General features: G+C 63.0%; 27 protein-coding genes and 1 riboswitch. Of the genes, 12 read left to right on the top strand and 15 right to left on the bottom strand.

All coding sequences use genetic code 11. The features are described 5' to 3' along the window. Window positions 1-140 precede the first annotated feature (140 nt). The 8 genes from ybgF to ydfG form a co-directional block, all read right to left on the bottom strand. On the bottom strand, window positions 141-890 hold the full coding sequence (ybgF, locus tag B0G75_RS22350) for a tol-pal system protein YbgF (protein WP_106310411.1): 750 nt from the start codon (window positions 888-890) through the stop codon (window positions 141-143). 19 nt (window positions 891-909) lie between these two features. Then, window positions 910-1,419 carry a peptidoglycan-associated lipoprotein Pal gene (pal, locus tag B0G75_RS22345; protein ID WP_012431817.1) on the bottom strand — a complete coding sequence of 170 codons (510 nt, stop codon included), beginning with the start codon at window positions 1,417-1,419 and terminating at the stop codon, window positions 910-912. A gap of 32 nt (window positions 1,420-1,451) precedes the next feature. Further along, on the bottom strand, window positions 1,452-2,744 hold the full coding sequence (gene tolB / locus B0G75_RS22340; protein ID WP_106310408.1) for a Tol-Pal system beta propeller repeat protein TolB: 1,293 nt from the start codon (window positions 2,742-2,744) through the stop codon (window positions 1,452-1,454). A 139-nt stretch (window positions 2,745-2,883) separates the two neighbouring features. Beyond that, window positions 2,884-3,900: a cell envelope integrity protein TolA gene (gene tolA, locus B0G75_RS22335; RefSeq protein WP_106310405.1), complete on the bottom strand. Its 1,017-nt coding sequence runs from the start codon at window positions 3,898-3,900 to the stop codon at window positions 2,884-2,886. Continuing rightward, the gene (gene tolR, locus B0G75_RS22330; RefSeq protein WP_012431820.1) at window positions 3,897-4,343 is read right to left on the bottom strand and encodes a protein TolR; all 447 of its coding nucleotides are present in this window, start codon (window positions 4,341-4,343) and stop codon (window positions 3,897-3,899) included. The genes tolA and tolR overlap by 4 nt, the downstream gene beginning before the upstream one ends. A gap of 10 nt (window positions 4,344-4,353) precedes the next feature. Then, window positions 4,354-5,031, bottom strand: coding sequence for a protein TolQ (gene tolQ / locus B0G75_RS22325; protein WP_012431821.1), 678 nt, complete (start codon window positions 5,029-5,031; stop codon window positions 4,354-4,356). A 155-nt stretch (window positions 5,032-5,186) separates the two neighbouring features. After that, window positions 5,187-5,666 carry a tol-pal system-associated acyl-CoA thioesterase gene (ybgC, locus tag B0G75_RS22320; RefSeq protein WP_106310402.1) on the bottom strand — a complete coding sequence of 160 codons (480 nt, stop codon included), beginning with the start codon at window positions 5,664-5,666 and terminating at the stop codon, window positions 5,187-5,189. Between the two features lie 81 nt (window positions 5,667-5,747). Next, on the bottom strand, window positions 5,748-6,494 hold the full coding sequence (ydfG, locus tag B0G75_RS22315; protein ID WP_106310813.1) for a bifunctional NADP-dependent 3-hydroxy acid dehydrogenase/3-hydroxypropionate dehydrogenase YdfG: 747 nt from the start codon (window positions 6,492-6,494) through the stop codon (window positions 5,748-5,750). A gap of 241 nt (window positions 6,495-6,735) precedes the next feature. Beyond that, a riboswitch (ZMP/ZTP riboswitch) is annotated at window positions 6,736-6,844 on the top strand. Between the two features lie 166 nt (window positions 6,845-7,010). On the opposite strand from ydfG, the gene glyA reads away from it, so the two are divergent. The 7 genes from glyA to B0G75_RS22275 all read left to right on the top strand — a co-directional run bounded on the left by glyA (window position 7,011) and on the right by B0G75_RS22275 (window position 11,831). After that, window positions 7,011-8,258 carry a serine hydroxymethyltransferase gene (glyA, locus tag B0G75_RS22305; protein WP_012431824.1) on the top strand — a complete coding sequence of 416 codons (1,248 nt, stop codon included), beginning with the start codon at window positions 7,011-7,013 and terminating at the stop codon, window positions 8,256-8,258. Window positions 8,259-8,264: 6 nt separating this feature from the next. Further along, the gene (nrdR, locus tag B0G75_RS22300) at window positions 8,265-8,747 is read left to right on the top strand and encodes a transcriptional regulator NrdR (protein WP_106310398.1); all 483 of its coding nucleotides are present in this window, start codon (window positions 8,265-8,267) and stop codon (window positions 8,745-8,747) included. Window positions 8,748-8,951: 204 nt separating this feature from the next. Further along, window positions 8,952-9,512 carry a GspH/FimT family pseudopilin gene (locus B0G75_RS22295; protein WP_258194629.1) on the top strand — a complete coding sequence of 187 codons (561 nt, stop codon included), beginning with the start codon at window positions 8,952-8,954 and terminating at the stop codon, window positions 9,510-9,512. Then, window positions 9,509-9,955, top strand: coding sequence for a hypothetical protein (locus B0G75_RS22290; protein ID WP_106310810.1), 447 nt, complete (start codon window positions 9,509-9,511; stop codon window positions 9,953-9,955). Before B0G75_RS22295 ends, B0G75_RS22290 begins: the two co-directional genes overlap by 4 nt. Then, complete coding sequence (locus B0G75_RS22285; RefSeq protein WP_106310392.1) at window positions 9,952-10,764, top strand: PilW family protein; 813 nt, start codon at window positions 9,952-9,954, stop codon at window positions 10,762-10,764. Before B0G75_RS22290 ends, B0G75_RS22285 begins: the two co-directional genes overlap by 4 nt. Before the next feature lie 112 nt (window positions 10,765-10,876). After that, a complete protein-coding gene (locus tag B0G75_RS22280) occupies window positions 10,877-11,392 on the top strand; it encodes a hypothetical protein (protein ID WP_308705928.1) in 516 nt (171 codons plus the stop codon). A gap of 10 nt (window positions 11,393-11,402) precedes the next feature. Then, on the top strand, window positions 11,403-11,831 hold the full coding sequence (locus B0G75_RS22275; RefSeq protein ID WP_106310386.1) for a type IV pilin protein: 429 nt from the start codon (window positions 11,403-11,405) through the stop codon (window positions 11,829-11,831). A gap of 44 nt (window positions 11,832-11,875) precedes the next feature. Here the strand turns inward: B0G75_RS22275 and B0G75_RS22270 are convergent, their stop codons facing one another. The 3 genes from B0G75_RS22270 to B0G75_RS22260 all read right to left on the bottom strand — a co-directional run bounded on the left by B0G75_RS22270 (window position 11,876) and on the right by B0G75_RS22260 (window position 13,302). Continuing rightward, on the bottom strand, window positions 11,876-12,355 hold the full coding sequence (locus B0G75_RS22270; RefSeq protein WP_106310383.1) for a DUF3318 domain-containing protein: 480 nt from the start codon (window positions 12,353-12,355) through the stop codon (window positions 11,876-11,878). A 123-nt stretch (window positions 12,356-12,478) separates the two neighbouring features. After that, window positions 12,479-12,865 (bottom strand): phage holin family protein, encoded by a 387-nt coding sequence (locus B0G75_RS22265; protein WP_106310380.1) that lies wholly within the window; start codon window positions 12,863-12,865, stop codon window positions 12,479-12,481. A 134-nt stretch (window positions 12,866-12,999) separates the two neighbouring features. Continuing rightward, on the bottom strand, window positions 13,000-13,302 hold the full coding sequence (locus tag B0G75_RS22260) for a YqjD family protein (protein ID WP_007179108.1): 303 nt from the start codon (window positions 13,300-13,302) through the stop codon (window positions 13,000-13,002). A 341-nt stretch (window positions 13,303-13,643) separates the two neighbouring features. On the opposite strand from B0G75_RS22260, the gene B0G75_RS22255 reads away from it, so the two are divergent. Further along, on the top strand, window positions 13,644-14,282 hold the full coding sequence (locus B0G75_RS22255; protein WP_106310377.1) for a peroxiredoxin: 639 nt from the start codon (window positions 13,644-13,646) through the stop codon (window positions 14,280-14,282). A gap of 149 nt (window positions 14,283-14,431) precedes the next feature. On the opposite strand, the gene B0G75_RS22250 is transcribed toward B0G75_RS22255, so the two are convergent. Beyond that, window positions 14,432-15,622, bottom strand: coding sequence for an acyl-CoA dehydrogenase (locus B0G75_RS22250; RefSeq protein ID WP_012431834.1), 1,191 nt, complete (start codon window positions 15,620-15,622; stop codon window positions 14,432-14,434). Window positions 15,623-15,725: 103 nt separating this feature from the next. On the opposite strand from B0G75_RS22250, the gene B0G75_RS22245 reads away from it, so the two are divergent. Then, window positions 15,726-16,511, top strand: coding sequence for an IclR family transcriptional regulator (locus B0G75_RS22245; protein WP_106310374.1), 786 nt, complete (start codon window positions 15,726-15,728; stop codon window positions 16,509-16,511). A 44-nt stretch (window positions 16,512-16,555) separates the two neighbouring features. Here B0G75_RS22245 and B0G75_RS22240 read toward each other — a convergent pair whose 3' ends face one another. Next, window positions 16,556-17,389 carry an EAL domain-containing protein gene (locus B0G75_RS22240; protein ID WP_106310371.1) on the bottom strand — a complete coding sequence of 278 codons (834 nt, stop codon included), beginning with the start codon at window positions 17,387-17,389 and terminating at the stop codon, window positions 16,556-16,558. A gap of 356 nt (window positions 17,390-17,745) precedes the next feature. Here B0G75_RS22240 and B0G75_RS22235 point away from each other — a divergent pair, with 356 nt between their 5' ends. The 3 genes from B0G75_RS22235 to fahA are packed head-to-tail and all read left to right on the top strand — an operon-like array spanning window position 17,746 to window position 21,798. Continuing rightward, window positions 17,746-19,110: an MFS transporter gene (locus B0G75_RS22235; RefSeq protein ID WP_106310368.1), complete on the top strand. Its 1,365-nt coding sequence runs from the start codon at window positions 17,746-17,748 to the stop codon at window positions 19,108-19,110. A gap of 34 nt (window positions 19,111-19,144) precedes the next feature. Next, the gene (gene hmgA / locus B0G75_RS22230) at window positions 19,145-20,491 is read left to right on the top strand and encodes a homogentisate 1,2-dioxygenase (RefSeq protein WP_106310365.1); all 1,347 of its coding nucleotides are present in this window, start codon (window positions 19,145-19,147) and stop codon (window positions 20,489-20,491) included. After that, on the top strand, window positions 20,488-21,798 hold the full coding sequence (fahA, locus tag B0G75_RS22225; RefSeq protein ID WP_106310362.1) for a fumarylacetoacetase: 1,311 nt from the start codon (window positions 20,488-20,490) through the stop codon (window positions 21,796-21,798). Before hmgA ends, fahA begins: the two co-directional genes overlap by 4 nt. Window positions 21,799-22,090: 292 nt before the next feature. On the opposite strand, the gene B0G75_RS22220 is transcribed toward fahA, so the two are convergent. Further along, window positions 22,091-23,251: an MFS transporter gene (locus B0G75_RS22220; protein ID WP_106310359.1), complete on the bottom strand. Its 1,161-nt coding sequence runs from the start codon at window positions 23,249-23,251 to the stop codon at window positions 22,091-22,093. 74 nt (window positions 23,252-23,325) lie between these two features. After that, window positions 23,326-24,492 (bottom strand): MFS transporter, encoded by a 1,167-nt coding sequence (locus B0G75_RS22215; protein WP_106310356.1) that lies wholly within the window; start codon window positions 24,490-24,492, stop codon window positions 23,326-23,328. Between the last annotated feature and the right edge of the window lie 181 nt (window positions 24,493-24,673).

The following is a 24,673-nucleotide window of genomic DNA, read 5'->3' as shown; positions in this document are numbered from 1 at the left end:
CCATCGCGGCCATCCGAGCGATCGGCACTTCAGATAGTGAAAAGCCCGGGCATTCCTGCCCGGGCTTTTCAGCGAGAGGCGCGCGTGGCTATGACGTCGGTCACTGCGCGTTACTGCCAACTACTTGAGCAATACCACAACTACTTGATCTGCGATAGCTTGCTCTGCGCCGACTGTGCGACGTCCGAGCCGCCGTATTGCGCGACGATCTGCTCCAGCGTCTTCTTGGCCGCAGCCTTCTGACCTTGCTCGAGCTGATTGTTAGCAATGGCCAGCAGCGCTTCCGGCGCCCGCGGATGCTGCGGATATTTCTGCACCACACCCTGCCAGGTCGCCGTCGAACCCTTGTAGTCGCGCAGTGCATACAGCGCGTTGCCGAGCCAGTACTGCGCGGTCGGCTGGTAAGGGCTGTTAGGGAACTTGGCGATGAAAGTGCGGAACGACGCCGCCGCGTTTTTGAAGTCGCCGTTGCGGAACTGCTGTGAGGCCGCGTTGAACGACTCCGTCTCACCCGGCTGCACCTCGCCCTGGACGCCGTCCACCGTCTGCTGCTGCGGCTCGAATTTCTTCAGGCGCGTGTCCAGATCGGTGTAGTAGTCCTTTTGCTGCTTTTGCACCGTGGCGAGCTGGTTGGCCATGTCCTCGTTCTGTCCACGCAGCGTGGCGACCTGCTGATTCAGCTGGTCGAGACGGTTGGACTGGTCGAGGATGGTGCGCTGCGCGGCCGACAACTGACTCGACAGGCTATCGGTCTTCGAACGCAGGTCGAGAATAGCCTGCCGGGCCTGGTCGTCGTCGAAGATGCCCGCATGCGCGGGCATAGCCGCGAAGGCCGTGCCTGCGACGCAGGCCGCTGCGGCAAACCGCAGCCAGGAGAAACGATGCGTCATTCGGCTCATCACCCGTTACTTACTGTTGGTACACGAGGTCGGCGCGGCGGTTTTGTGCCCACGACGATTCGTCATGACCCGTAGCTTGCGGCTTTTCCTTGCCGAGGCTCACGGCTTCCATTTGCGAGTCCGTCACGCCCATCAGCGACAGCGAACGGCGCACAGCTTCAGCACGCTTCTGGCCGAGTGCCAGGTTGTACTCGCTGGTGCCGCGTTCGTCGGTGTTGCCCTGGATCAGGACGTGGCGTTGCGGATGGCTCTTCAGGTATTGCGCGTGTTGTTGCAGCAGCGATTGGTAGTCGTCCTTGACCGAGTAGCTGTCGAAGTCGAAGTAAATGCTGCGCTTGGCCAGCGGGCTGTTCGGATCGTTCAGCGGGTCGACATTGACCGTCGCAACATCATTCGGGTTCGGCTGTGCCGAAACCGTACCACCCTTGTTAGCGTTTTCGTCGAGCTTGACGCCCGAGTGACATGCGGCCAGCGCACCGACCATCAATACGGCGAAAGCGAAGCGAAGTTTTGACATCATTTGAGTACTCTCCTTGTGTTATTGCATCAACGTTATTGCATAAACGGGCCCCAGGATGGCTCGCGTACGCTGCCACCCTGAACGGACAGGACCTGCCGAGTGCGACCGTCGGTCGATACTGCGGCCAACACGCCACGGCCGTTCACCTGTGTGGCGTAAAGAATGTACTGACCGTTCGCCGCGAAGCTCGGCGATTCGTCATGTGTCGTGTCCGTCAGGCCTGTGGCGGTGTTGCCTTGCAGGTCCTGGATGTACAGCTTGAACCCGCCGCCGACGCGCGAGATATAAGCGAGCTGTTTGCCGTCCGGGCTCACGCGCGGGCTGGTGTTGTAGCTGCCCGTGAACGTGACGCGTTGCGCGGCGCCGGCGCTTTCACCTTGTGCCGACATCTTGTAGATCTGCGGCTGGCCGCCACGGTCGCTGGTGAAATAGATCGACTGGCCGTCGGGAGAGAAGGACGGTTCGGTGTCGATCGAGCTGCCTTGCGTGAGACGGCGCAGGCCGCTGCCGTCCGCATTGACGGCGAAAATCTGCGTGTTGCCGGTGCGTGAGAGCGCTACGGCCAGCGTGCGTCCGTCCGGCGACCACGCCGGCGCGCTATTGTTGCCCTTCTGGTCCGAAACGACCACGCGGCGGCCCGTAGGCAGGTCGTGGATGTAGACGATCGGCTTCTTTTTTTCGAACGAAACGTAAGCGACCTTGGTGCCGTCAGGCGACCATGCCGGCGAGATGATCGGCTCCGGGCTCGACAGCGCGATGTGCGCGTCCTGGCCGTCCGAATCGGAGATCTGCAGTTGATAACGGCCGCCCGTCTTGATGACGTACGACAGGCGCGTGGCGAACACGCCGCGGCCGCCCATCAGCTTCGCGTAGATGTAGTCCGCGACTTTGTGCGCGCTCATGCGCAGGCCGCTTTCCGGGCTCACCAGCACGAGGCCGCCGAGGCTTTCGCCCTTGACGGTGTCGTACAGCTTGAAGCGCACTTCGTACTGGCCGTTCGGCAAGCGGTTCACGCTGCCCGACACGAACGCGTTGGCGCCCTTGGCCTTCCAGCTGCCGAGGTCGACGGAATCCGTTTCGGCAACCGGCGTGGAGCCCGCGTCGATATTCGTGAATTTGCCGCTGCGTTGCAGATCCTGACGCACGATCGTGCTGACTTGCTGCGGCGAGTTCGCTTCGTTGGCGAAATTCGCCGTTGCGATCGGAAACTGGGTGGACCCGACGCCTGTCACGAGGACGTTGAGTTGTGCGTGGGCGGCGCCGCCGACGGCGATCAGGCACGACGCTACAAGTGTCCGCAGGCCTAGCTTGGTCATCAAACTCATGCTGTATGGATTCCCCAAAAACGGTTTTACTAACGCTTCAAGACAGCAGACAGACCCGAAAAGAACTAATTCGTTCCCGAGCGCGCCCGGTGGGCAGGGCGCAGAGTCTGCTGTCACCTGACTGTCAAACTACTGTGAATCAACCGGCCGGGCGCAACGTAATCAGGAAGCTGGTCGGTGTCTTGCCATTGATGTCCAGAGGCATCGGATCAGTACGCTGGACGGCGCGCAGTGCTGCATCGTCCCACGCCGCGTTGCCGCTGCCGCGCGAAATCGATGCGCCGAGCAAGGTACCCGTCGGTGAGCAACGTACGGAGACCACCGTCTCGAGACCGCCCGTTTCGCCGCCCCACGAGATATTCGGGCGCACGGCGCGACGCACCTTGTCCGCGTAGCCCGGCGATGCCGCCGTGCCACCCGAGCCGCTGCCCGTGCCGCTCTTGCCAAGCCCGTCGCTGTTCGAACTGGTGCCCCCGGCCGAACCCTGCATCATTTGCGCGACGCGCGCGCGATGTTCGGCATCCGCTTTCTTTGCTTGCGCCGCGGCTTCGGCTTGAGCCTTGGCCTTCGCTGCCTTCTGCGCGTCGGCCTTCTTCTGCGCTTCAGCCTCGGCTTGCTTCTGCTGTTCCTGCTGCTGTTCTTTCAACTGCTGCTGCTTTTGCTGCTCGGCCAATTGCTGTTGCTTCTGCTTGTCCGCCTGCTGTTGCTGCTGCTTCTGTTTGGCTGCCGCAGCTTTCTGCGCAGCGAGTTGCGCCGCCTGCTCGGCAGCAAGTTGCTGCTGACGCTTCGCCTCGGCTTCCTGTTGCGCCTGCAGCTTCTGCTGACGTTGCTGTTCAGCCAGTTGCGCCTCGCGAGCCGCTTGCTGCTGTTGACGCTTCTTTTCCTGCAGCGCGATGTCTGCCTGTTCGTCGCGCACCGGCGGAGGAGGGGCCACAACCGGGGCGGGCGGCGGCGGAACGGGACGCGGAATCGCCGTATCCGGCACCTCGGTCCACAACTCCGCTTCCGCGCCTTCCGGCGTGCTGTTTTGCCACTGAATGCCGTGATACAGGAAGAACCCGAGCAGCGCGTGCATCACCAACGCGAACGCAAAGGCTCGCCCGGTGCCGCGTTCACGCGGTGGCTGGAGCGGGTATTCGGAATTCTTGCGGATCATTGCGATTTGACGAGCAATCCAACGCGCTTGACGCCGCGAGCTTTCAGTTCGGACATCACGTTCATCACGACTTCGTACTTGACGGTCTTGTCGGCGGCGATCACGACGGGCTGATCAGGATGCGATTGCGCGCGATCGGCGATGAAGCCGTTCAGATCCGCTTTCGTCATGTTCTCCTGCTGTTGCGCGCCCGAATCGTCCTTGTACTTGACGCTCATGTTGCCGTCCGCGCGAATGTTCACGATCACGGGCGGCGTTTGCTGTTGCGGCGCGGCGCCGCCGACGGTCGGCAGATTGACGATCGACGGGGCCACGAGCGGCGCGGTCACCATGAAGATCACGAGCAGCACGAGCATCACGTCGATGTAAGGCACGACGTTGATGTCGGCCATCGCGCGGCGCGAGCGGCTGCCGCGCATGCTGGAGGAGCGAGAGCCTGCCATCGTGGACTCCTTACTGTGCCTGGCGCTGCAGGATGTTCGAGAATTCTTCGATGAAAGTCTCGAAGCGGATGGCCAGGCGGTCGATGTCGTGCGCGTAGCGGTTGTAGGCAACCACGGCCGGAATCGCGGCGAACAGGCCGATGGCAGTGGCGGTCAGCGCTTCGGCAATACCCGGCGCGACGTTGGCCAGCGTGGCCTGCTGCACGTTGGCGAGGCCGCGGAACGCATTCATGATCCCCCACACCGTGCCGAACAGACCGATATACGGACTGACCGAGCCGACAGACGCGAGAAACGCGAGATTGGCTTCAAGCACATCCATTTCTCGCTGGAACGCGGCACGCATGGCGCGCCGTGCGCCGTCCAGAATCGCGCCCGAATCGTTCAGACGCTTTTCCTTGCCTTTGAGGAATTCGCGCATGCCGGATTCGAAAATCCGTTCCAGTGCGCCGATCGTGTGACGGTTGTTCGCGGCGCTCTGATACAGGGCCTGCAGGTCGCCGCCCGACCAGAAATCGCGTTCGAAACGCTCAGTTTGCGCGCGCGCCCGGCGGATCGCAAACCACTTGCGGAAAATGAAAGTCCACGACAACAGCGACAACAAGAGCAGCAGGGCCATGACAGCCTGCGCCAGCAGGCTTGCGTTGAGTACGAGTGAAACGATCGACAGATCTTGTGTAGTGTTCATAAAGGTTCGTTTTAACGTCCCGGAAGGGGGCGTCCGGCTGCAAGGCCGCTCGAAGCTTGCCGTGAGCAAAACGGAAGCATCGGCGATATTGCAAGCCGAACCATGCTTTGTGTTGCTTGATCGTTACGAGTTCACTGACCCCGTAACAACGGGGTTCATTCGTTGTCCGTTGACACGCGGGGCTCGCTCACGCCCGGCCCGCGCCGCAAAGCAGCGAGAACCGGCGGAGGAATCGCGGCCGGCCGCAGAGCAATGCGGTCCACGCAGCCGACCCGGATGGAGCCGGTAGCAAGCAGCGTGCCGTCCCGCCACGCCTCTTGTGCGAAATCGACCGAGGCTCTGCCTAGCCGTTCGATCCGGCTGACCACGTTGACCACGTCGTCGAGCCGGGCCGGCGCCCGATAATCGACCGCAGTGCTGCGGACGATGAAAATCGCGCCCGCTTCGTCCGCGAGCCGATTCTGGTCGACGCCGCACGCGCGCAGCCATTCGGTGCGCGCCCGTTCAAAAAACTTCAGGTAGTTCGCGTAAAACACGATGCCGCCGGCGTCGGTATCTTCGTAGTACACGCGGATTGGCCACGTGTAGCCGATTTCCGCGCCGGGCTGGCTGGTCGACATATTCATGCGGCGCATTTTACCGGAACGCACACCCCTGGGTCTGTTTCAAGATGTGCGCCCCGTCGGGCGGGCTTCAGCCGGGATTTCAACCCGATTTCAGCCGCGATGGACGGACAAGGCGGAGAACGACTGAGCCACCGGCATCAGTTCGATCGTGTTGATGTTGACGTGCGCGGGGCGCGTGGCGATCCAGTAGATCGAGTCGGCGATGTCTTCAGGCGTCAACGGCTGCACGTTTTCGTACATTTTGCCGGCCTTCACGTCGTCGCCGCGAAATCGCACGTTCGAGAACTCGGTGCCGCCGCACAGACCGGGCTCGACGTTCGTCACCCGCAGCGCGGTGCCGGCCACATCGGCGCGCAGATTCAGGCTGAACTGATGCACGAAGGCCTTGGTGGCCCCGTAGACGTTGCCGCCCGCGTAAGGCCAGCTGCCGGCTGCCGAGCCGAGATTGAAAATGTGGCCGCGATTGCGTTCCACCATGCCGGGCAGGAGCGCGTGCGTGACTTGAACGAGCCCTGTGCAGTTGGTCTCGATCATGGTGTTCCACTCGTCGAGACTCGCTTTCTGCGCCGGTTCGATGCCGAGCGCGAGGCCGGCATTGTTGACCAGCACGTCGATGGCGGCGAAGTCGGCCGGCAGCGAGGCCGGCACGGCTTCGACGGCGGAGCGGTCGCGCACGTCGAGCTCGTACGGCAGGAGCGCGTCGCCGAGTTCGTCGGCGAGCTCTTGCAGGCGGTCCTTGCGGCGAGCGGTGGCGACGACGCGATGGCCGCCTTTGACGAAGGCGCGAGCGATGGCGGCGCCGAATCCCGCGGATGCTCCGGTGACGAACACGATCATTGCAGTGGTTCCCAGGCTGGTAAGAGAGAAAGGCCCCAAGCCTACTTCCATTGCGGCGCTGCGGCAAGGATGGACCAAGCGCACGAAAGGCCGTGGCAGGGATGCGCCGCGAGTTTCCGAAGGCTTTTCCTCAGACGTTTGTGCGCCGCATAAGACGGCTCTGTGGGCCGCCCGGCGGGCACCCGCGGGGGCGGCCGGAAGCCGGTTGCCTATTCGATCCGCTTCCAATAAACTAACGCGCTCATCCCTGCGTGACTGGCGATAGAACCGGTTCAAACAACCGGGTTCAAGGTGGAGCAACCCACCGTGAAGCGCAGGGTGCCGTTTTGCCGTTCGCCTGGGCAGCCGTGATCCGCGCGCATTGATCTGCGCTGACGGTGGCTGTCCTGCCTCGCGTGTGCGGCGACTCTCCATCCGCCACGTCAGGGCTGGCCCAGCCGCCAGCAGCGCTGCGTACCCTCTACGCAAGATTCGGCGCACGATCCGGTCAACCTGAACACATTCAACGGAATCCGTATGTTTGACAGAGCCCAAAGCACCATCGCCAACGTCGATCCTGAACTCTGGAAGGTCATCGAGCAGGAAAACCGCCGTCAGGAAGAGCATATCGAACTGATCGCGTCGGAAAACTACACGAGCCCGGCTGTCATGGCTGCGCAAGGCTCGCAACTCACGAACAAGTACGCCGAAGGGTATCCGGGCAAGCGCTATTACGGCGGCTGCGAGTACGTCGACGTCGCCGAGCAGCTGGCGATCGACCGCGTCAAGCAACTGTTCGGCGCCGAAGCCGCGAACGTGCAACCGAACTCCGGCTCGCAGGCCAACCAGGGCGTGTTCTTCGCCATGCTCAAGCCGGGCGACACGATCATGGGCATGAGCCTCGCGCACGGTGGCCACCTCACGCACGGTTCGCCGGTCAACATGTCGGGCAAGTGGTTCAACGTGGTCAGCTACGGCCTGAACGAAGCCGAAGACATCGACTACGACGCTGCGGAGAAGCTCGCTCAGGAACACAAGCCGAAGCTGATCGTGGCGGGCGCCTCCGCGTTCTCGCTGCGTATCGATTTCGAACGCATGTCGAAAATCGCCAAGTCGGTCGGCGCGTACTTCATGGTCGACATGGCGCATTACGCCGGTCTGATCGCCGCGGGCGTCTATCCGAACCCGGTGCCGCACGCCGATTTCGTCACCACCACCACGCACAAGAGCCTGCGTGGCCCGCGCGGCGGCGTGATCCTGATGAAGGCCGAGTTCGAAAAACAGATCAACTCGGCAATCTTCCCGGGCATTCAAGGTGGTCCGCTCATGCACGTGATCGCCGGCAAGGCTGTCGCGTTCAAGGAAGCCCTGTCGCCGGAATTCAAGGCATACCAGCAGCAAGTCGTCGAAAACGCGCGCGTGCTGGCTGAGACGCTCGTCAAGCGCGGTCTGCGTATCGTGTCGGGCCGTACCGAAAGTCACGTGATGCTCGTCGACCTGCGCGCGAAGAAGATCACCGGCAAGGCTGCGGAAGCCGCGCTGGGCGCCGCTCACATCACGGTCAACAAGAACGCGATTCCGAACGATCCGGAAAAGCCGTTCGTGACGAGCGGCGTGCGCCTCGGCTCGCCGGCCATGACCACGCGCGGCTTCGGCGTGAAGGAAGCGGAGCAGGTGGGTAACCTGATCGCCGACGTGCTGGACAACCCGGAAGACGCCGCCACGATCGAACGTGTGCGCGGCCAGGTCGCTGAGCTGACCCAGCGCTTCCCGGTTTACCGCTAAGCCGCCATGCACTGCCCCTTCTGCCGTCACGCCGATACGCAAGTGGTCGACTCGCGCGTATCCGAAGACGGCGCGACGATTCGCCGGCGCCGCCGCTGCCCGGCCTGCGACAAACGTTTCACGACGTATGAGCGGGTCGAGCTGGCGTTGCCGTCGGTCGTCAAGAAGGACGGCAGCCGCACCGAGTTCGACCGCCGCAAGATCGTCGCTAGCATGCAACTGGCGCTGCGCAAGCGCCCAGTGGCAGCTGACGCGATCGACGCCGCGGTTGCCCGCATCGAGTATCTGTTGCTCGGCAGCGGCGAGCGCGAAGTGCGCAGCGAGCGCCTCGGCGAACTCGTGATGAACGAATTGCGTGCGCTCGATACCATTGCCTACGTTCGTTTTGCTTCCGTCTACCGGCGCTTCGAAGACGTCTCCGAATTCGAAGACGTGATTGAAGAATTTCGCCGCGCCTCTTCTCCTGCCAAGCCTTCCCGCAAGCGCTAAACGCAGTCGCATTGCGCGTTGCGTTTGAAGTGCCGTTCTGTTCCGCGTTGTTTCGCGCATCCGTATCTCCCGCTGCCGTTATGGATCGTCGCGTGCATTTTTGCGCGGGATAGCGTCTGAGAGCCACCTGGCCGTTCGGCCGATTGTTGGGCGATTTGCAAATCGCTAGATTGGCTGCATTCTTCCAATCGATCAGGGATGCAGATGAATCGGAATGCAGTCCGTCCGCCGCGATACCGCGGCTTCACGCTTGTCGAAACGCTGGCCGTTATTGCGCTGTTGGCCGTGGTCGCTGTGATGGCCACGCCGTCGTTCGTAGCGTGGCACGTGCGAGACCAGGTCGACGCCCGCGCGAAGACGCTTGCCTCGACGCTAGCTTATGCGCGCAGCGAAGCGTTACGCCGGGGCGCGCGCGTCACCGTGTGCCGGACCGACGCCGCGCGCCATTGTCTCGCCGCAGGGCAGCCGTGCGGCAATGGCGTCGCTGACTGGTCGTGCGGCTGGGCCGTTCTGGCCGACCGTGGCGGCACGCTATCGCTATTGCGTGCACAACCTTTGCTTGCGGCCGTGAGTATCACCGGCACGCAGACGAATCTCACGTTCACGCCGCCGGCCGGGCAATTGATCGGTACGTTTCGCAGTTTCGATATCGCGTCGCGTACGCCGTCGAGGGCGACGCAAGGGGACAAGTGGCGCCGCTGCATTCGCATTGCAGCGGGCGGCCGCGCGCGGATCGTCGAGGGCGCATGCGGAGCAGCGTCATGAGCCGATATTCGCAGAGTCTGTACTTGCGCTGCTGCGATTCCAGGTGTGGCGGCAGCTCATTGATTGAAGTCATGCTGGCTGTCGGCTTAATGGCGGTCACCGCGCTAGGCTTGATCGCCGGTCAGTTATGGACCGCGCGCGAAGCCCGCGCGATGTCCCAGCGCGAACATGCTGCCTGGATAGCCGATTCCGTCGCGGAGGCGATGTGCGCTCCCACTTCGGGCGACTCCGCAATCAGGCAATGGAGCGCGCGGGCAGCGACACTTTTGCCGCATGGCGAAGCCTCGGTGGGTGACATCGGCAGTGTGTCCGCTGCGCGTGTGACCTGGACCGCACTACGCGACTTGCCACGTTCCGACGAGGTGATCGACAAGCCTGCGCCCTGTGGCGGAGCGGATCTGCCCGTGGGCTCTTTATGCGTCTCGTTGGCGTTTGCGAAATGACGCGGCCTTCGAATCCTGCTCGCGGCCACACCCTGGTCGAATTCGTGATTGCCATGGCGCTGGGGCTGCTAGTGACTGCGGGTGCCGTCTCGCTCTATACGACGCAGCGGAGCGCATTCGAACGCGCGAGCGATGCGATGCGGATTCGCGAAGCCGGTCTAACTGCGCTGACGCTGATTGGCCAGCAATTGCAGATGGCGGGCTTCGTACCTGCGGACATCGCACGGTACAACAGTCCGCCGCCGCTGTTCGGATGTTCGGGAGGCCGCCCGACCGGCGCGGACGATAGCCCCGCCTGCGAGACCTTGCCCAGTCACTCGGACGGCGTCGCGGTCCGTTATGTCGGTGACAACGTCTCCACGTGGCCATCGGCCAGCGGGCAAACAACCGACTGCCTCGGACAGGCCGTGTCCGGCAGCAGCGCCGCGCTCGGCGACCAGGGCGTGGCGGTCGTCAACCGGTACTTCGCGAGGGTTAGCGGTTCGACCGGTGAGCCGGAACTCTACTGCGAGGGCAACGGCAAGACTGGATCTGCGCAGCCGCTGGTCGAAGGTATCGAACGCCTGCGGATCAAGTACTGGTTAGCCGGTGGGCTGGCCGCGATCGACGCGTCGGCCGTGACGGCCGATCAATGGGCGAAGATCGTCGCCGTCGATCTTTGCGTGCTTGTACGCGGCGCACCACTGGGGCAACAGCGTTCGCGCTATGTCGATTGCGATGGCGTAAGCGCTCTCGGTGCGGATTCACGACCGCGCCAGGCGTTCTCGCGACGTGTGGCAATACGCAATCACGTGGAGGATTCGCTATGACGAAATCGCGAATGGAAAAGCAGCCGTGCCGCACGGAGGGGAAGGCATGAGACTTCACGGTCAATCGGCGAACCTGACAAGCCTGGCAGGCCTCAATCGAATGAGGTGCAACGTGCGACGTACCGGGCAACACACCGGGCAACACGGCATGGTCCTGCCGATCGTCCTGCTGATTTCAACAATGATGCTGGTCACGTCCGTAGCCTGGTTCGAAACGTCACTGGCGGCAGCGCGTGGCACCACCAATGTTCGCGAGTACTTGCAGGCCTTTCACGCCGCGGATTCGGCGCTGACCTTATGCGCCCGCAGTGTCATCGCGGCTGCAAGTACGCAGTCCGCGGCACCGCTGCCGCTCGCATCCGGCACGCCGGCGCAATGGAAACTCGCATCCGCATTCGAAGCAGGGGCCGTGACGCCCATTGCGCAATGGCCGGGATCGCCGCGCGCGCCGCAATGTCTGATCGAGGCGTGGCGTCTCGCCACTCGTGCCGATGCTAAGGCGTATCTATTGACGTCGCGAGGTTTCGGTCATAGCAGCGAGTCGCAGGTATGGCTGCAAATGGAACTGGTGATCGACGGAGAGAAGATCGAACGTCATTGGCGGCGCGTTGCCGCCAGGCCGTTTTGACGGAGGCGACATGAAGCCGCATGCATCCGGATTCACGCTGCTCGAGCTGATGATCACGCTAGCGATTGCCGCCACGCTGGCCGTCTTTGCCGTGCCTTCGTATCGCAGCCATGTCGCGCGAACTCATCGAATCGACGCGGCGTCCGCGCTCTATCGCGCGGCGCAATTCATCGAAGGAGCGACAAACGACAGCGCACCGACATTGCCCCCGGGCCTCGATCAGGCGCCGCAATTCGGCACGGCTGTCTATCGCCTGCACGTACTGCCCGCGGACGATGCAAACGGTGGCTATGCGATCGAGGCAACGCCGAGTGAATCCGGCCCGATGCACGACGACATGTGCGGCATTTTCACGCTCGATGCGACAGGATTACGCGGTAACAAAAACGCGGCAGCCGGTTCGACCCCCGCTAGCGGCGACTGCTGGAATACGAGCTAGCGAACCGAACCGAACCGAAGCGTAGCGGCACGCAGCGTTTCCCCTCAGTACCCACCATCCGTCGACTCAACCTTGCTGCCCGATGACGCCGCCGAATCCCGCTTCATCTGCTGCCAGATCCGATAGCCTTCCCAAGCGGCAAGACCCAGGCTGCCCCATTTGAGCACGGGTTTAGCGCCGGCTACGACCGTTGTGCGCAGCGGCTTGGCAAGCACGATCGAGGCGATCGAACTGATGAGCGGATACTGTTTGAGCAGGGCGCCGATGCTGCCCGCGTTGATAAAACTCGCCTTCGAGCCTTTACCGACGCGCATGCCGCCGAAGCCCGGCAAAATAAATTTGAGCCAACTGAAGTGCGTGACCGCCTGTCGCAACTCGATGGTCGCCTGAGCAAGTTCCATGCGCTCGACATCGGCGCGCACCAGCAGCAACTCCTTGCGCAGCGCGCGCAAATGCGGCGCGCTCAGATCTTTGGCCTGATGGCGCTTGTTACGGAATGCGGTATCGGAATGGATCTGGCTCATGGCGTGTCGGCGGCAGTGAAGGTGGAGCAGTGGAACGGCGCTGCAAATCGCGCGAATTCGTTAAGCAAGACCCAGAACCAAAGAGACGCAGGACGCGAGTGCCACGCCGTTGCGTCTTCCGGCTCACGGTTTGCGGAACACGTCGCGGTCTTTTTCAAACTCGGCGAGGGTCGCTTCGAACACCATTGGCGCGTTGCGCAAGCCGCTGCGCGCTTTTAGTGCGCAGGCCAATCCGGCAATCGCGTAGACCGCGGTGATGCCGGCCAGCGCCTGCCAGCGGTAGGTGTCCCAGAACGCGATTGCGATCAGCGCAGTCAGCGCGATCAAGGCCATGGTGGCGAGCATCATGGCGGCAAGGCCGAGGAACAGCACGGCGAGCAAACGGTCCTTTTCTTCGGCGAGTTCGATGCCGACCAGTTCCAGCCGCGTTTGCAGAATGGCAAACACGGAACCGATTATGCGGCGCAACGGACTATGTTCTCCGCGCTGCGATTGTGGTTCTATCGTCATGGCTGTGGGCGTTGCGCGTGAAGGCCTAACCGGCGCGCGCGCGCGCCAGAAGAAGCGGACCGGCCAGGCATGCGCCGGTCAACTCGATTCGCTGGTGCGCCGGACGAGACACGCCCGGCGACATTGCCAGTGTTTTACTTGCGGTTGATCAACAGCCCAAGCAGCACACCGGCGCCAGCGGCAATGCCGATGGACGCCCACGGATGCTCGTGCACGTAGTCGTCGGTGGCGCGGGCCGCCTTCTTGCCTTTTTCGACTACTACGACCTGAACGTCGGCCGCCTTTTCCTTGGCTTGCTTCAGGCGCGTCAGCGCCGTTTCACGCAGTTCCGAAGCGCGCTCGCCAGTGGCGCTCGCGGCCTGTTTCAACAGATCTTCAGCGTCCGCGAGGACGGTTTTGATATCCGACATCAATCTCTCCTTGTTGATTTCCGACATTGACAGCTCCCCTTCGTCTCACGCCACGCGTGAATCGTAACCAAAGAAACGGCCGCTGGCGAGCGCAGGGCTCGGTTGGTTCACAACATCGCACGAACCGTTCCCGCTTGAAGCATAGCCACAAACAGCGCCGCTGCCGCACAACGTGCAGACAAGTTTGCTTAAGATGGAGTTGATCTGTCCCGCAAAGTTTCCACTAAATCGGTGAAAATTACAAAAACGCATAAAGTAGTGACGCGATGTTGGTTCGTCATACACCGTCACCCCCGTATGCTTTATCGTTGCGGGGCGCCGCGTGTGAATGCTCGTGCGGCAATGTCCAAACCCATAGGAGATGCACAATGAGTCTACGTCTTGGCGATATCGCGCCGGATTTCGAACAGCAGTCGAGTGTCGGCCCGATCAAATTCCACGAATGGCTGGGCGATAGTTGGGGTGTGTTGTTCTCGCATCCCGCCGACTTCACGCCGGTCTGCACGACCGAACTCGGCTTGACCGCCAAGCTGGCCGATGAATTCGACAAGCGCAATGTGAAGACCATCGCTTTGTCGGTGGACAGCGCCGAGTCGCACAAAGAGTGGATCAAAGACATTAACGAGACTCAAGCCGCCAATGTCGGCTTCCCGATTCTCGCGGACGGCGATCGCAAGGTCGCCGAGCTGTACGACATGATTCATCCGAACGCCAACGAGACGCTCACGGTGCGCTCGTTGTTCGTGATCGACCCGAAGAAGAAGGTGCGCCTGATCATCACCTATCCCGCGAGCACCGGTCGCAACTTCGACGAAGTGCTGCGCGTGATCGATTCGCTGCAACTCACCGACAGCCACTTGGTCGCCACGCCGGGCAACTGGAAGCAGGGCGATGACGTGGTGATCGTCCCGTCGCTCAAGGACGAGGAAGTCATCAAGCAGAAATTCCCGAAAGGCTACAAGGCGCTGCGTCCGTATCTGCGCATGACGCCGCAGCCGAACAAGTAAGCGGCCGATGCGCCGGGCAGCGGACCGTTAGCCACGGTGCTCTCAATCGAATGAAAAAAGCCAGTTCACGAGTGAACTGGCTTTTTTATCGCGCTGCGCAAACCCGCCGCAATCGGAGCAACCCGCGCGATTCGCGCTTCAGAAAATCTTCAGAAAAAAGCCTGAATGCCGGTTTGCGCGCGCCCGAGAATCAACGCGTGGATGTCGTGCGTGCCTTCGTAGGTGTTCACCACTTCCAGGTTCACCAGATGCCGCGCTATGCCGAACTCGTCCGAGATGCCGTTGCCGCCGAGCATGTCGCGCGCGAGCCGCGCAATGTCCAGCGCCTTGCCGCATGAATTGCGCTTCATGATCGAGGTGATCTCGACGGCCGCGGTGCCTTCGTCCTTCATGCGGCCGAGGCGCAGCACGCCTTGCAGGCCGAGCGTGATTTCGGTTTGCATGTCGGCGAGCTTCTTCTGGATCAACTGGTTCGCGGCGAGCGGCCGGCCGAACTGCTTGCGATCCAGCACGTACTGACGCGCGGTGTGCCAGCATGACTCAGCCGCGCCGAGCGCGCCCCATGCGATGCCATAGCGCGCCGAGTTCAGACAGGTGAACGGACCGCGCAAACCGCTAACTTCTGGAAAGCGGTTCTCTTCCGGCACGAACACTTCGTCGAGCACGATCTCGCCGGTGATCGACGCGCGCAGACCCACCTTGCTATGGATGGTGGGCGCCGACAGTCCTTTCCAGCCCTTCTCGAGAATGAAGCCGCGGATCGCGTCCTTGCCATCTTCTTCGAGCTTTGCCCACACGACGAACACGTCGGCGATCGGCGAATTGGTGATCCACATCTTCGAGCCCGACAGCGAATAGCCGCCGTCGACCTTCTTGGCCCGCGTGACCATACTGCCCGGATCGGAGCCGTGATTCGGCTCGGTCAGACCAAAGCAGCCGATCCATTCGCCGGTGGCGAGCTTCGGCAGGTATTTCTGCTTTTGCGCCTCCGAGCCGAATTCGTAGATCGGCACCATGACCAGCGACGACTGCACCGACATCATCGAGCGGTAGCCGGAATCGACGCGCTCCACTTCACGCGCGATCAAGCCGTACGCCACGTAGTTCAGACCGGGGCCGCCGTATTGCTCAGGAATGGTCGGGCCGAGCAGGCCGAGTTCGCCCATCTCGCGAAAGATCTCAATGTCGGTCTTTTCATGACGGAACGCTTCGAGCACGCGCGGCTGCAGCTTGTCCTGCGAGTAAGCCGCGGCGGCGTCGCGCACCATGCGTTCGTCTTCGGTGAGCTGCTGATCCAGCAGCAACGGGTCTTCCCAGTGAAACTGCGCGGCCTCGGCCATGGCTTATCTCCTGATTCCTTGCTTGACGGAACGTGTCTGCGCTTGACTTAAGTTCCGCTATGCGAAACAATGTTTTGCAAACCACGTCCGAGTGTATCACCCCATGACGCCAACATCTACTCTCTCTGAACCGCTCGACGAGCGCAAATTTGTCGTCGCCCTCGCACGCGGGCTGGATTTGCTGCGCGCGTTCAAGCCCGGCGAAACGATGCTTGGCAATCGCGATTTCGTCGAACGCACGGGTTTGCCGAAGGCGACCGTCAACCGTCTTGCCTATACGCTGACTGTGCTCGGTTATCTGCGGCTCGACGAAACGCTGGGGAAATACGCGCTCGACGCGGGTGTGTTGTCGCTCGGTTTCGCGCTGCTTTCGGGTACGGACACGCTCGAACTCGCGCGCCCGCACATGCGCGTATTCGCACGCGACGTAGGCGCGGCAGTTTCGCTGGGTTGCCGCGACGGGCTCGACATGATTTATCTGGAGACGATCCGCAGTGAGACCGCGTTGACGCTTGGGCTGGCGTCCGGCTCGAAACTGTCGATGCTGACGAGTTCGATGGGCCGCGCCTATCTGGCCGTGCAACCGCTCGACGTGCGCGCCGCGTTATTGGCGGAATTGAAAAAAGCGGCGGGCAAAACAGGCGCCGAACTGGTCGCCGACGCCGAGCAAGAGATCGCCGAGTTCGCCGAGCAGCGCTGCTGCTATTCGTTCCGCGCGTGGCATGACGACGTGAACGCGGTCGCCGTGCCATTTCGCGAGGCGCGCGACGGGCGCTGGCTGGTGCTGAGCTGCAGCGGGCCGGCGTCGTCGATGGGAGAGGATGTGTTTCGTGACAACGTCGCGCCGCGGCTGAAAGCGCTTGCGCGGCGTTTAGGCGATACCGGTTGACGCGAGCGGCGCGCGTTTGTCAATGCACCAGGCCAACCCGCTGCTCAAACCGCCCGGTCGTGATAATGCGCATTGAACAACGGCCCTTGCACGAAGCGCACGTCGTACTGCTGCAAAGCCTCGAACTGCGTTTCATCCACCACGCGGTTGAAGATCAGCGGAATCCGCAGCCGGCCCGCATAACCCACTAGCGGTTTAACCGTGGCATCGCGCAAAGCGGTCCCTGCATCCATCTTGAGAAAGTCCAGCCGCGCGGTCTCCGACACCGACAGAATCTGCCCCGCATTGGACAGATTTCCCGCCACCTTGAAGCCGTAGTGCTGGTAGCTCTTGGTCAGATAGCCGAGAAAAGTCTTGTGCGCGACTGCCGCTGCAGGCAGCTCGATCACCACCCGCGACGGGTTCAATCCGAACGACACCAGTACGCTCGAAAAATGCCGCCCGTGGTCGTACTTCACGCTCTTGAGCAGCCGCTCGTGCACGCGCAGAAATAGCAGACCATGCCGCTGGGCGCCAAAAAAATTGATGGCATGCAGCGCACGCGACATGCGGTCGAGCGCGACCAATTCCTGATCGTCGGCGATGCGGTCGAACGGATCGAATACGTCGAACGGCGCCGCGTCGACCTGGTGCGTGACGGCCTGGAAGCCGAGTTCATCGCCGAAACGGTCCACCCCTTCGACTCCGGACGAAAGCGACTGCGCCAACGCATGCACGCTGATATCGAAGATCGGCTCATAGGCACTGGCGAGTTCGAAGCCGTCGAATTGCGCCAGCGCGACGTCGTGATGCAAGCCTTGCCCCATCACCAGATGCTCGCCGAGAAACGGATGATCGGCGGCGCGGGCGATGAGGTTGGGGATGGTCGGCGGAATCATGTAGGCGTATGGATGGCGATAGTGAGGCGCTCGGCGCGCGGCAACGCGACGCGATTGCCGCATCCATTGATGGTAGCAGTCCGTACCGCGCTCACATGAACAAATTGCTCATAACGTTATCCGGCGAACGCTTGTGCCGACGGGCCGTCCGGGGATTTCAGGCGATTTTTCAGGGTTTACGTTAATTTCACTATACGTAATTAGTTTTACTATACGTAAATTACGGCGCGACCGCGAACACGGGATGTCTTGTGCCGTGCATGCAGCCCACCCGCCGGTCACAGGCGCTTCCGGCGGCGCTCAGCCTCATCGCAACCAACGAACAATCCATTCAGTCAGCATCAGGAGACGACCCAATGAGCGCGAAACTGGCCGTGGCCGCCGCCAATGTGATCGAAGTCGAGCACGTGCTCGGTGAAACGCATCACCCGGCATTCCAGTGGCTGCTGCTCGCGCTATGCGGGCTGTGCCTCGTGATCGACGGCTTCGACGCGCAGGCGATGGGCTACGTCGCGCCGAGCGTGATCGGCGAATGGCACGTGTCGAAGGCGGCGCTCGGTCCGGTGTTCAGCGCCAGCCTGTTCGGCATGCTGCTCGGCGCGCTCGGGCTGTCGGTGCTGGCGGACCGCATCGGGCGTCGGCCGGTGCTGATCGGGTCGACGTTTTTCTTCGCGCTGTCGATGCTGGCCACGCCCTTCGTCACCACGATCCCCGCGTTGATCGCGCTGCGCTTCATCACCGGTCTCGGGCTCGGCTGCATCATGCCGAACGCGATGGCGCTGGTGGGCGAATTCTCGACCCCCGCGCATCGCGTCAAGCGCATGATGCTGGTGTCGTGCGGCTTTACGCTGGGTGCGGCGCTCGGCGGCTTTATCAGCGCCGCACTGATTCCGGCTTATGGCTGGCGCGCGGTGTTCTGGGTTGGCGGCGCGGTGCCGCTGCTGCTCGCTTTGGCGATGCTTATTGCGTTGCCGGAGTCGCTGCAATTCCTCGTTCTCAAAGGCCGCAGCGAGCGCGCGTTGCGCTGGCTCGCGAAGTTCAACCCGGCGCTGCCCATCGACGCGAACACGCGGCTCGTCGTGCATGAGAAGGGCAACGGCGGCGCGCCGGTCGCCGAGTTGTTCCGCGCTGGCCGCGGTCCAGTAACCTTGATTTTGTGGGCGATCAGTTTCATGAACCTGATCGATCTGTACTTCCTGTCGAACTGGCTGCCCACCGTGATGCGTGACGCAGGCTATTCGCCGAGCACGGCGGTGATCGTCGGCACGGTGTTGCAGACGGGCGGCGTGGTCGGCACCTTGCTGCTCGGCTGGTTCATCGAACGTTTCGGTTTTGTGCGCGTGCTGTTCGTGTGTTTCGCGGGCGCGGCGCTGGCGGTCGGCACGATCGGCACCGTGGCGCATGCGTTGCCGTGGCTGTTGCTGGTGGTGTTCGCGGGCGGCTTCTGCGTGGTCGGCGGACAGCCGGCGGTCAACGCGCTGGCCGGCCATTTTTATCCGACCACGCTGCGCTCGACGGGCATCGGCTGGAGCCTCGGCATCGGCCGGATCGGCTCGGTGATCGGGCCGCTGATCGGCGGCCAACTGATCGCGCTGAACTGGTCGAACGCCGCGCTGTTTCATGCGGCCGCCCTGCCGGTGCTGTGCTCCGCGCTGCTGGTGATCGCGCTGGCCGCCGCGACGCGCCAACGCGGCCAGCCGTCCGAGCCGCGGACCGCATGAAATGACGAGATCGAGTATCAACGGAGAACCTGACATGGATACCCCAACCCGTACGCCGAACACTGGCAGATCGCGGCTCGAAATCGAGCCCGGTTATCAGTCGGGCTTCGCGAACGAATTCGCCACCGAGGCGTTGCCGGGCGCGTTGCCGGAAGGCCGCAACTCGCCGCAGCGCGCGGCTTATGGTCTATACGCCGAACAACTGTCGGGCACGGCGTTCACCGCGCCGCGCGGCCATAATCGCCGCTCGTGGTTGTACCGGATTCGGCCGGCGGCGGTGCATATGCCGTTCACGCAACTGCCTTCCGAGCGGCTCGTCGCCAACTTCGCCGAGGTGCCGCCGACGCCGCCCAACCAGTTGCGCTGGGACGCGTTGCCGATGCCGGCCGAGCCGACCGACTTCATCGATGGCTGGGTGACGATGGCGGGCAACGGCGCGGCCGAGTCGATGACAGGCTGCGCGATTCACGTGTACGCGGCGAACCGCTCGATGCAGGACCGCTTCTTCTACACCGCCGACGGCGAATTGCTGATCGTGCCGCAGGAAGGACGCCTGCACATCGCCACCGAGTTCGGCAAGCTCGACGTCGAGCCCTTCGAAATCGCGGTGATTCCGCGCGGCGTGCGCTTCGCGGTGAGCCTGCCGGACGGCGTGGCGCGCGGCTACATCTGCGAGAACTTCGGGGCGTTGCTGCGTTTGCCGGATCTGGGTCCGATCGGCTCGAACGGCCTCGCCAATCCGCGTGATTTCCTCACGCCGCACGCGGCCTATGAAGACCGTGAAGGCGACTTCGAACTCGTCGCCAAGATGAACGGCAACCTGTGGCGCGCGGACATCGGCCACTCGCCGCTCGACGTGGTCGCGTGGCACGGCAATTACGCGCCATACAAGTACGATCTGCGCCGCTTCAACACGATCGGCTCGATCAGCTTCGACCATCCGGATCCGTCGATCTTTCTCGTGCTGCAATCGCAAACCGACACGCCGGGCGTCGATAGCATCGACTTCGTGATCTTCCCGCCGCGCTGGCTCGCCGCCGAAGATACGTTCCGCCCGCCCTGGTTCCATCGCAATGTGGCAAGCGAATTCATGGGCCTCGTGCACGGCGTGTACGACGCCAAAGCCGAAGGTTTCGTGCCGGGCGGCGCATCGTTGCATAACTGCATGTCGGGTCATGGCCCCGATGCGGAGACGTTCGAGAAAGCCTCGCACAGCGATACGTCGACGCCGAAGAAAGTCGGCGACACGATGGCCTTCATGTTCGAGACGCGCACGCTGATCAAGCCGACCCGCTTCGCGCTCGAAACGGCGCAATTGCAGGCGCATTACTACGAGTGCTGGCAAGGTCTCACGAAACACTTCAACCCGGAGCAACGATGAACGCATTGAGCGATCTTCAGGCGACGCTCGATCCGTCGCGCAAGAGTTGGGTCGAGTCTGCCAACGATTCGGCCAACGATTTTTCGATTCAGAATCTGCCGTTCGGCGTTTTTAGCGACCACCTGAATGCGACTCGCCGCGTGGGCGTCGCGATCGGCGACAGCATCGTCGATCTGGCCGCGCTTGAAAGCGCGGGTCTGCTGAACGTGCCTTCATCGGCTGCGGGCAACAGCGTGTTCGTGCGCGACGCGTTGAACGATTTCATCGCACTCGGTCGTGACGCATGGCGCGGCGTGCGCATTCAGTTGAGCAAGCTGCTGTCACGCGATAACGCGACATTGCGCGACGACGCCGAACTCCGCAGCCGCGCGCTGATCCGCCAGGCCGATGCGCAATTGCATCTGCCGGTGCAGATTCCGGGCTACACCGATTTCTATTCGTCGAAGGAGCATGCGACGAACGTCGGCTCCATGTTCCGCGATCCGAAGAATGCGCTACTGCCGAACTGGTCGGAGATGCCGATCGGTTACAACGGGCGGGCGTCGTCGGTGGTGGTGAGCGGCACGCCGGTGCGTCGTCCTAATGGGCAGTTGAAGCTGCCGGATCAGGATCGTCCGGTGTTCGGCGCGTGTCGCAAGCTGGATATCGAACTGGAGACGGGCTTCGTGATCGGCGCAGGCAATGCCTTGGGCCAGCCGGTTGCGTGCGCGGATGCGGAAGCGCATATCTTCGGCATGGTGCTGCTGAACGACTGGAGCGCGCGCGATATTCAGCAATGGGAATACGTGCCACTCGGTCCGTTCAATTCCAAGGGTTTCGCCACGACGATCTCGCCGTGGATCGTGACGCTCGACGCGCTCGAACCGTTCCGCGTCGCGCAACCGGCGCAGGAACCGCAGCCGCTCGCGTACCTGCGTCATGAGGGCGAGCATGCGTTCGATATCACGCTGGAAGTGACGCTGCGCCCGCACCGGGCGAAAGAGGCGAGCACGATTTCGCGGACCAACTTCAAGCACATGTACTGGACGATGGCCCAGCAACTAGCGCATCACACGGTATCGGGCTGTAATACGCGCGTGGGCGATCTGATGGGCTCGGGCACGATCAGCGGACCGACGGAAGATTCGTTCGGCAGCCTGCTGGAGTTGACGTGGAACGGCAAGAAGCCGCTGGAGTTGCAGGAAGGCGGCACGCGCAGTTTCATCGAAGACGGAGACGAATTGACGCTCGCCGGATGGTGTCAGGGTGACGGTTATCGTGTGGGTTTTGGCACGTGTGTCGGGGAGATCTTGCCGGCGTTGAAGTGACGCTGTCATAGCGGGCGAGGCGCTCGCAGCGTGCATGACGAAAAACGGGGAAGCCGCGATCGGTGGCTTCGCCGTTTTGTTGTTCGCGCATCATCTTGCGCCGCGCCAGACACTGTTGGTCGAGCTGCGACTGGCGACTGGCGAACCGCCAACTGTGAGCCGCGATCCAACCTCGAGATCCGCACTCGCCGCCTCTCTCAAAGCCGCCGCGAAAAACGCCAAAGCAGCGGAGAGCAGCACGTCGGCGATCGCATCACTGCCGACCCCGCAGTGCCGCACGAAGATCAGCCGATCAACCAGCGACTCGCACCGGCACGCGCCGTCTTTCCCACCAAACCGCCGCCAGAAATGCCAACGCTGCAACGAGCAGCACCGCGACCATCGCGTCATTCCCGACGCCCTTCATCAACGCCCCAGCCACCAGCGGCCCGCCAAAACTCGCCGCGCTCCACGACGCGCCCACCAGCGAACTCGCGGACACCAGTGCGACACCGCGAAAGCGTTCGCCGCAGGCAACCAGCGACAGCGTATAAATCGCGCCGGCTGCCGCGCCGAGCACATACAGCAGCGGCCAGCACAGCCACGGCGAGGCGATCGCCCACGGCAGCAAGGGCAGCAGCGCCACGACGATTACACCGCAACCAATATGCACGCGCTCTCGTCCAAGCCGGTCAGCAAGCCAGCCGATCGGAAATTGCATCGTCGTATCGCCGAGCAACAACGCCGACGCGAACAGCACGGCCACCTCGCTCGTCATGCCGTGCGACATCGCGAAGAGCGGCAGCAACGAGAGCGCGATCGTATCGAACAACGCGAAGAAGCCGGTGCCGATCACGAGCGCGGGCATCCGCGGTAAAACACGACGCCAACTGCCGTGCGCCGCGTGCTCATCCTTGGATGCCTGCGGCGTCTTGCGGATCGTGGCGAGCATCGGCAGCGCCAGCAGGAAGATCACGCCGCAAATCAGGAAGCGCCATTGCGCGAAGCCGGCAATCTGACTCACCAGCACAGGACCGGCCATCTGGAACAGCGTGAAGTTGGTCGCGTAGATAGCGATGACGCGGCCGCGCGTGGCGTCGTCGGCCAGCTGGTTGACCCAGGCTTCGCCGATCGTGAAGAGGAGCATCAGCGCGGCGCCGCACAGCACGCGTAGCACGGCCCAAAGCCACAGGTTCGAGGTGAGTTGCATCAGCGCGGTGGCGTACGCCACCACCAGCACCGCGCCGACGATCACCTGGCGGCCGCCGAAACGCGCGGCGATCCATCCCGCGAGCGGCACGATGACGAGCCCGCCGCCCGCTTGCGCGGCGGTCAGCAGGCCGACGACGTCGGTGCCGTAGCCTGCTTGCGTGAGCGCGAGGGCGGTGAGGGGAAGCGTCGCGCCGCTGCCGAGTCCGACAACGGCGACGCTCAGGATCAAAGCAAGGAAATCGCGAGTGAAGATGACTTTCATCGGCCGAGATGCTACTACGGCCGTGAGTGAACCGCACCTGCGTGCGGTTTGAGAAGACGGCGGAGAGGGGGCGCTTAACCCACCATCGCCATGCGTTGCGCACGCCGGTCGATCGACACCGACCACAGCGTCAGCACCAGCGCGCCGATCGACGTCGCCACGCCGACCCACGGCAGCGTCGTGAGCGGTGCGCCGGCGCCGATCGCCATGCCGCCGAGCCAGGCGCCCGTCGCATTGCCGAGGTTGAAGGCACCCTGATTCAAGGTCGAGGCCAGATTCGGCGCATGGCTCGCGCGGTCGACGATCAGCATTTGCAGCGGCGGCACGATCGCGAAGGCCAGAATGCCCCACACGAAAATCGTGATCATCGCCGGGATCTCCGCATGCATGGTGCCCGCGAAAATGGTCAGGATCACGACGATCGCCAGTAGGAACGCCACCGGCGAGGGCATCAGCCGCCAGTCCGCGAGCTTGCCGCCAAGCGTGCTGCCCACCGTCAGGCCGAGGCCGAACAGCAGCAACACGAGCGTGACGGCGTGCGGCGTGAAGCCGGTCACGTCTTCGAGAATCGGCGTGATGTACGTGAAGGTGGAAAAGAGGCTCGCCGACGCCAGCACGCTGATGCCGAGCACCATCAGCACTTGCGGGTTCTTCAGCACGCTGAATTCGCGCACGAGGCTCGCCTTCTGCATCTCGATCTTCGCCGGCAGGCACACGGCAAGCGCGGCCGCCGCGACGACGCCGATGCCTGTCACCGCCCAGAAGGTGGCGCGCCAGCCGACCGCCTGGCCGAGCGCGGTACCGAGCGGCACACCCAGCACGTTGGCGAGCGTGAGGCCGGTGAACATCAACGCGATGGCTTGCGCGCGACGGTTCGGCGCGACGAGGCCCGCAGCCACCACCGAGCCGATGCCGAAGAACGCGCCATGGCAGAACGCCGTCACGATGCGCGCGGCCATCAGCACCGCGTAGCCCGGCGCAACCGCGCACAGCAGATTGCCGACGATGAACACGCCGATCAGGCTCATCAGCGCCTTTTTACGCGGCATGTTGGCGACGGCGATCGCGACGATGGGCGCGCCGATGGTGACGCCGAGCGCATACGCCGACACCAGCATGCCGGCCGCCGGGATCGACACGGACAGGTCGCGCGCGACATCGGGCAGCAGCCCCATGATCACGAATTCGGTGGTACCGATTCCAAACGCGGCAACGGCAAGAGCAAGCAGGGGTAAAGGCATGGCGAAGGAGCGTGAATCGGCGTGACGGGAAGCGTCGCGCGGCCGGCGCGCGTTTTCGGGGCGAAAACACGTGCGCCGTGCAGGGTAAAGCAGTAGGGGATTCTACCTAAGTCAAAACGGGCTTGCTGATCGTCGGCACGGATGTTGTTTTTTGCAGAAAGCCGCTGTCAGCCGCGAGCCT

The organism is Paraburkholderia sp. BL18I3N2 (genome assembly GCF_003001875.1).
Lineage (GTDB): Bacteria > Pseudomonadota > Gammaproteobacteria > Burkholderiales > Burkholderiaceae > Paraburkholderia > Paraburkholderia phytofirmans.
Note: the sequence above shows the minus strand (reverse complement) of the source record. Positions and strands in the feature narration are given on the sequence as shown.

Bases quoted from the DNA above. Each gene is read 5' to 3' on its own strand.
- B0G75_RS22295 (WP_258194629.1), top strand. From the start codon at position 8,952: ATGAATCGGAATGCAGTCCGTCCGCCGCGATACCGCGGCTTCACGCTT.
- B0G75_RS22265 (WP_106310380.1), bottom strand. From the start codon at position 12,865: ATGACGATAGAACCACAATCGCAGCGCGGAGAACATAGTCCGTTGCGC.
- fahA (WP_106310362.1), top strand. From the start codon at position 20,488: ATGAACGCATTGAGCGATCTTCAGGCGACGCTCGATCCGTCGCGCAAG.
- ybgF (WP_106310411.1), bottom strand. From the start codon at position 890: ATGACGCATCGTTTCTCCTGGCTGCGGTTTGCCGCAGCGGCCTGCGTC.
- ybgC (WP_106310402.1), bottom strand. From the start codon at position 5,666: ATGCGCCGCATGAATATGTCGACCAGCCAGCCCGGCGCGGAAATCGGC.
- B0G75_RS22290 (WP_106310810.1), top strand. From the start codon at position 9,509: ATGAGCCGATATTCGCAGAGTCTGTACTTGCGCTGCTGCGATTCCAGG.
- glyA (WP_012431824.1), top strand. From the start codon at position 7,011: ATGTTTGACAGAGCCCAAAGCACCATCGCCAACGTCGATCCTGAACTC.
- B0G75_RS22270 (WP_106310383.1), bottom strand. From the start codon at position 12,355: ATGAGCCAGATCCATTCCGATACCGCATTCCGTAACAAGCGCCATCAG.
- B0G75_RS22220 (WP_106310359.1), bottom strand. From the start codon at position 23,251: ATGAAAGTCATCTTCACTCGCGATTTCCTTGCTTTGATCCTGAGCGTC.
- nrdR (WP_106310398.1), top strand. From the start codon at position 8,265: ATGCACTGCCCCTTCTGCCGTCACGCCGATACGCAAGTGGTCGACTCG.
- tolA (WP_106310405.1), bottom strand. From the start codon at position 3,900: ATGATCCGCAAGAATTCCGAATACCCGCTCCAGCCACCGCGTGAACGC.
- tolQ (WP_012431821.1), bottom strand. From the start codon at position 5,031: ATGAACACTACACAAGATCTGTCGATCGTTTCACTCGTACTCAACGCA.
- tolR (WP_012431820.1), bottom strand. From the start codon at position 4,343: ATGGCAGGCTCTCGCTCCTCCAGCATGCGCGGCAGCCGCTCGCGCCGC.
- tolB (WP_106310408.1), bottom strand. From the start codon at position 2,744: ATGAGTTTGATGACCAAGCTAGGCCTGCGGACACTTGTAGCGTCGTGC.
- B0G75_RS22245 (WP_106310374.1), top strand. From the start codon at position 15,726: ATGACGCCAACATCTACTCTCTCTGAACCGCTCGACGAGCGCAAATTT.
- B0G75_RS22255 (WP_106310377.1), top strand. From the start codon at position 13,644: ATGAGTCTACGTCTTGGCGATATCGCGCCGGATTTCGAACAGCAGTCG.
- B0G75_RS22260 (WP_007179108.1), bottom strand. From the start codon at position 13,302: ATGTCGGAAATCAACAAGGAGAGATTGATGTCGGATATCAAAACCGTC.
- B0G75_RS22285 (WP_106310392.1), top strand. From the start codon at position 9,952: ATGACGCGGCCTTCGAATCCTGCTCGCGGCCACACCCTGGTCGAATTC.
- ydfG (WP_106310813.1), bottom strand. From the start codon at position 6,494: ATGATCGTGTTCGTCACCGGAGCATCCGCGGGATTCGGCGCCGCCATC.
- pal (WP_012431817.1), bottom strand. From the start codon at position 1,419: ATGATGTCAAAACTTCGCTTCGCTTTCGCCGTATTGATGGTCGGTGCG.
- B0G75_RS22250 (WP_012431834.1), bottom strand. From the start codon at position 15,622: ATGGCCGAGGCCGCGCAGTTTCACTGGGAAGACCCGTTGCTGCTGGAT.
- B0G75_RS22275 (WP_106310386.1), top strand. From the start codon at position 11,403: ATGAAGCCGCATGCATCCGGATTCACGCTGCTCGAGCTGATGATCACG.
- hmgA (WP_106310365.1), top strand. From the start codon at position 19,145: ATGGATACCCCAACCCGTACGCCGAACACTGGCAGATCGCGGCTCGAA.
- B0G75_RS22235 (WP_106310368.1), top strand. From the start codon at position 17,746: ATGAGCGCGAAACTGGCCGTGGCCGCCGCCAATGTGATCGAAGTCGAG.
- B0G75_RS22215 (WP_106310356.1), bottom strand. From the start codon at position 24,492: ATGCCTTTACCCCTGCTTGCTCTTGCCGTTGCCGCGTTTGGAATCGGT.
- B0G75_RS22240 (WP_106310371.1), bottom strand. From the start codon at position 17,389: ATGATTCCGCCGACCATCCCCAACCTCATCGCCCGCGCCGCCGATCAT.